Below are 4,032 nucleotides of genomic sequence, written 5' to 3'. Positions count from 1 at the left end.
GGATCCGGGGCCCCGGGGGCGGGCCGGGGTGTGCCGGAACCGGCCGGTCGCGGCGCGAGCGCGGCACGGTTCCGCGGAAGGGAGTGGTGGAGGATGCCGGAGCGGTCATGGCGGGGTCCGGTCCCGGCCCGGCCGGACGCGATCGTGGTGGGAGCCGGGGTGGCGGGGCTGGTCTGCGCGGCGGATCTGACGGCCGCCGGGCTCGAGGTGCTGGTGCTGGAGGCGTCGGACGACGTGGGCGGCAGGATGCGCACCGATCGGCGGGACGGTTTCCTGCTGGATCGCGGTTTCCAGGTCTTCAACACCGGATATCCGCAGGTCCGCCGGCGGATGGGGTTCGGCGGACCCCGGATGTACCCCTTCACCCCGGGTGTGCTGCTGGCCACCGGGCGGGGACATCTGCGCTTCGGCGCGCCGATCCCCCGTCCGTCGGCGACGGCGACCTTCCTGCGCGGCGGCCTGGGCCCGTGGGGGGACGTGCCGGCCCTGGGGCTGCTGAGCGCCCGGGACGCGCTGGCCCCGGCGTCGGTGATCAAGGCCGGGCCGGACATCCCGGTGCGGCGGGCGCTGGCCGAGGCGGGTATCTCGGACGCGCTGGTGGAGCGGTTCTTCCGGCCCTTCCTGTCCGGTGTCTTCCTGGAGCCGGACCTGGCGACCTCCGCCCGGGTCTTCCACCTGGTCTGGCGGAGCATGCTGCGCGGTTCGCTGTGCCTGCCCGCCGGGGGCATCGGGGCGGTACCCCGGTGGTTGGCGGCGGGGCTGCCGGAGGGCACGGTGCGCACCGGGTGTCCGGTGCGGGAGGTGACGGACGAGGGGGTGCTCACGGAGGAGGGCGCCGAGATCGGCGCCCGGATCGTCGTGGTGGCCGCGGACGGCCCGGCCGCCGCCCGGCTGGTGCCGGGCGTGTCGGCGCCCCGGACCCGCACGGTGACCACCTACTACCACGCGGCCGAGCGGTCCCCCCTGACCGAGCCCACGCTCCTGCTGGACTCCGCACGGCACCGGTTCCTCAATTCCTGTGTGCTCAGCGAGGTGGCGCCCGACTGCGCGCCGCGCGGGGTCGCGTTGATCTCGACCTCCGTGCTCGGGGAGGATCGGCCGGGCCGGGAGGCCGGGGTCCGGGCGGCGGTGGGCGACGCGTACGGGGTGGACCCCTCGGCGTGGGAGGCGGTGCACGCCGTGACGGTGCGCGGGGCGCTGCCGGCGATGGAGCCGCCGCAGCCGCTCGGTCGGACGACGCGGGTCTCGGCGCGCAGGTACGTGTGCGGCGACCACCGGGCGACGGGGTCGGTGCAGGGCGCGATGGCGTCGGGGGCGCGGGCCGCCCGCGAGGTGCTGGTGGACCTGGCCCGGGCGGCGGGGCTGCTGCCCGCACGGCGCTGAGGCGCCGCGCGGGGGCCGGGGCACCGGCGTCGCCGGTGCCCCGGGATCGGGTCCGCCCGGGGTTGCCGGGCCGGGCGGACGGGTGTTCTCAGGAGACCGTGAGGACGATCTTCCCGCGGGTACGGCCGGCGGCGCTGCGCCGCCACGCCTCGGCGGCCGAGGAGAGCGGGAGGGTGTGCTCGATCGGCACCGTGAGACGGTCCTCCGCGGCGAGGCGGGCCAGTTCGGTGAGGTCCTCCGCGTCCGGGCGCACCCACAGGTACGCACCACCGACCTCCGCGACGCCCGGGTCGGCGATGGAGACGATCCGGGCGCTGTCGTGCACCAGGGAGGCGGAGACGGCGCGGGTGTCCTCCCCGACGAAGTCGAGGGCGGCGTCCACCCCACGCGGCGCGAGGGCGCGCACCCGCTCCTCCAGCTGCTCGCCGTACTCCACGGGTTCGGCCCCCAGGCCGCGCAGGAAGTCGTGGTTGCGAGGGCTCGCGGTGCCGATGACCCGGGCCCCGCGCAGGACGGCGAGCTGGGTGCCGAGCGAGCCGACGCCCCCGGCGGCGGCGTGCACCAGCACGGTGTCGCCGGAGCCCACCCGGGCACGGCGCAGCGCCTGGAGCGCGGTGAGTCCGGCCAGGGGCAGACCGGCGGCCTCGGCCCAGCCCAGGGAGGGGGGCTTGTGCGCGAGGAGCCGGACGTGGGCGGAGACGAGTTCGGCGTAGGTGCCGGCCTGGGTCCAGTCCTTGCGCAGATAGCCGAGAACCTCGTCACCGGGTTCGAACTCGCGAACGTCGAGGCCGACGCTCTCCACGACGCCGGAGACGTCCCAGCCGGGCACGAGGGGGAAACGGACCTCCATCAGGGCGTCGAGCGCCCCGGCGCCGATCTTCCAGTCCACGGGATTCACGCCGGCGGCGCGGACCCGGATCAGGACCTCACCGGGGGCGACCCGGGGATCCGGCAGTTCCTCCTCCCGCAGTTCGTCGGGTCCTCCGTATCGGTGCAGCACGATGGCTCTCATAGTCGGTGCAGTGCCCCGGATGGGAGCCGGTATTCCCCCGGCGCGCCGACCGGGGCGTCCGTCACCCGTTCCGCCGCACCGGGTCGCGCCCTCCGGCGGTGCGGCCCGGCGCGGCGCGGTGTCCGCGGGCCCTCAGGAGGGTGGCCGGGTGCCTCCGGGCGCCGTGCCGGCGTCGGGGCGCCCGGCGGGGGCGGGAACGGCGTCCCCGCGGGTCTCCCCGCCGTCCCGGTCCCTCTCCCCCGGTGCTCCTTCTTCCTCCTCGGGTCCCCCCGAGGTCTCCGGTCCCCCCGGTTCCCCCGGCTCGGCGTCGCCCATCGGGTCCACCGCCGCGGCCTCGGCCGGGGCGAGGAGGTCGGCGTCCGTCCCGATCGGGGCGAGGGCGCTGGGCAGCGGGGGGTGCGGCACGTTGCGCACCCAGTCCTCGACGGTGGCCTCCATGCCGACGTCGCGCTGGGCCCGCTCCGAGAGGTACCAGCGGTGTTCGAGCAGCTCGTGGTAGATCTGCGGGGTGTCCATGCGCTCCCGCAGGTCGCGCGGAACGGCCCGGACGGCGGGGCGGAAGACGTCGCGCACCCACCGGTGGGCCAGCACCTCGGGGCGGGCCCCCAGGGGGTCACCGGGCGCGTAGTCCTCCTGGGAGGCCATCCAGGTCTCCAGGTCGTTGAGCAGGCTCCGGGCCTGGTTCTCCTCGGCGTCGAGGCCGGTGAGGCGCAGCAGTTGGCGCTGGTGGTGGCCGGCGTCCACGACCTTGGGCAGGAAGGTGACGGTGTCCCCGTCCGGGGAGCGTTGGATCTGCATCTCGGCGACGTCGAAGCCGAGGTCGTTGAGGCGGCGGACCCGCCGGTCGATGTAGTGCCGCTTGGCCCGCGGGTAGACCGAGGTGCGGGTCAGCTCGTGCCACAGTTCGCCGTAGCGCTCGACGATGGCCTCGCCGAAGGGGATGGGGTCGATGGAGGGGTGCAGGGAGCCGCCCGCCTCCAGGTCGAGGAGTTCGCCGGAGATGTTGACCCGCGCGACCTCGAGGTCGTACTCGCGCTGGCCCCGGGTGAGCTGCGGCTGGATCTGACCCGTCTCGGCGTCCACCAGGTAGGCGGCGTAGGCACCGGCGTCCCGGCGGAAGAGGGTGTTGGACAGGGAGCAGTCGCCCCAGGCGAAGCCGTTGAGGTGCAGGCGCACCAGCAGCACCGCCAGGGCGTCGAGGAGGCGGCGGACGGTGTCGGGGCGCATGGTGGTCTCGAACATCGCCCGGTAGGGCAGGGAGCCCTTCAACTGCCGGGTGATGAGGACCGGTTCGAGTGGTTCGCCCTCCCGGGTGGCGCGGCCGGTGACGACCGCGACGGGGTCGACGGAGGGCACGGCGAGCCGGTCGAGGTCGCGCAGCAGGCCGTACTCCCGGATCGCCGCCCACTCCCCCACCTCCTTGACGGCGAAGACCTCCCCGCCGGCGCGCGCGAAGCGCACGACGTGGCGCGAGATGCCCCGGGGCAGGGCCACCAGGTGTTCCTCGGGCCAGTCGACGAGCGGCACGTCCCAGGGCAGGTCCAACAGGGTCGCCGGGTGCTCGGGATCGGTGGCGGTGATGCGCAGGTCCATGCCATCAGTGTGCGCCGGCCGGGGAGGGGGCCGGCACTTTCTCT

Annotated in this window: 2 protein-coding genes and 1 pseudogene; 1 reads left to right on the top strand and 2 read right to left on the bottom strand. The window is 75.5% G+C overall.

Annotated elements, in window-relative coordinates; all coding sequences use genetic code 11:
* The first annotated feature begins 93 nt into the window (after positions 1–93).
* A complete protein-coding gene (locus FOE67_RS18815) occupies positions 94–1,383 on the top strand; it encodes an NAD(P)/FAD-dependent oxidoreductase (RefSeq protein ID WP_182665841.1) in 1,290 nt (429 codons plus the stop codon).
* A gap of 88 nt (positions 1,384–1,471) precedes the next feature.
* Here the strand turns inward: FOE67_RS18815 and FOE67_RS18810 are convergent, their stop codons facing one another.
* Together FOE67_RS18810 and FOE67_RS18805 are read right to left on the bottom strand one after the other, a co-directional pair.
* Entirely contained in the window at positions 1,472–2,395 is a 924-nt protein-coding gene (locus FOE67_RS18810; RefSeq protein ID WP_182665839.1) for an NADP-dependent oxidoreductase, read from the bottom strand.
* Between the two features lie 372 nt (positions 2,396–2,767).
* Positions 2,768–3,988 (bottom strand): annotated as a pseudogene (locus tag FOE67_RS18805) (DUF4032 domain-containing protein); the annotation flags it as partial.
* Positions 3,989–4,032: the final 44 nt, after the last annotated feature.

The sequence above is a fragment of the Streptomyces calidiresistens genome (genome assembly GCF_014141525.1).
Taxonomy (GTDB): domain Bacteria; phylum Actinomycetota; class Actinomycetes; order Streptomycetales; family Streptomycetaceae; genus Streptomyces; species Streptomyces calidiresistens.
This window is presented reverse-complemented; position numbering and strand designations above follow the sequence as displayed.

Excerpts from the sequence above, each read along its gene's own strand:
- FOE67_RS18815 (WP_182665841.1), top strand. The coding sequence starts at position 94 with ATGCCGGAGCGGTCATGGCGGGGTCCGGTCCCGGCCCGGCCGGACGCG.
- FOE67_RS18810 (WP_182665839.1), bottom strand. The coding sequence starts at position 2,395 with ATGAGAGCCATCGTGCTGCACCGATACGGAGGACCCGACGAACTGCGG.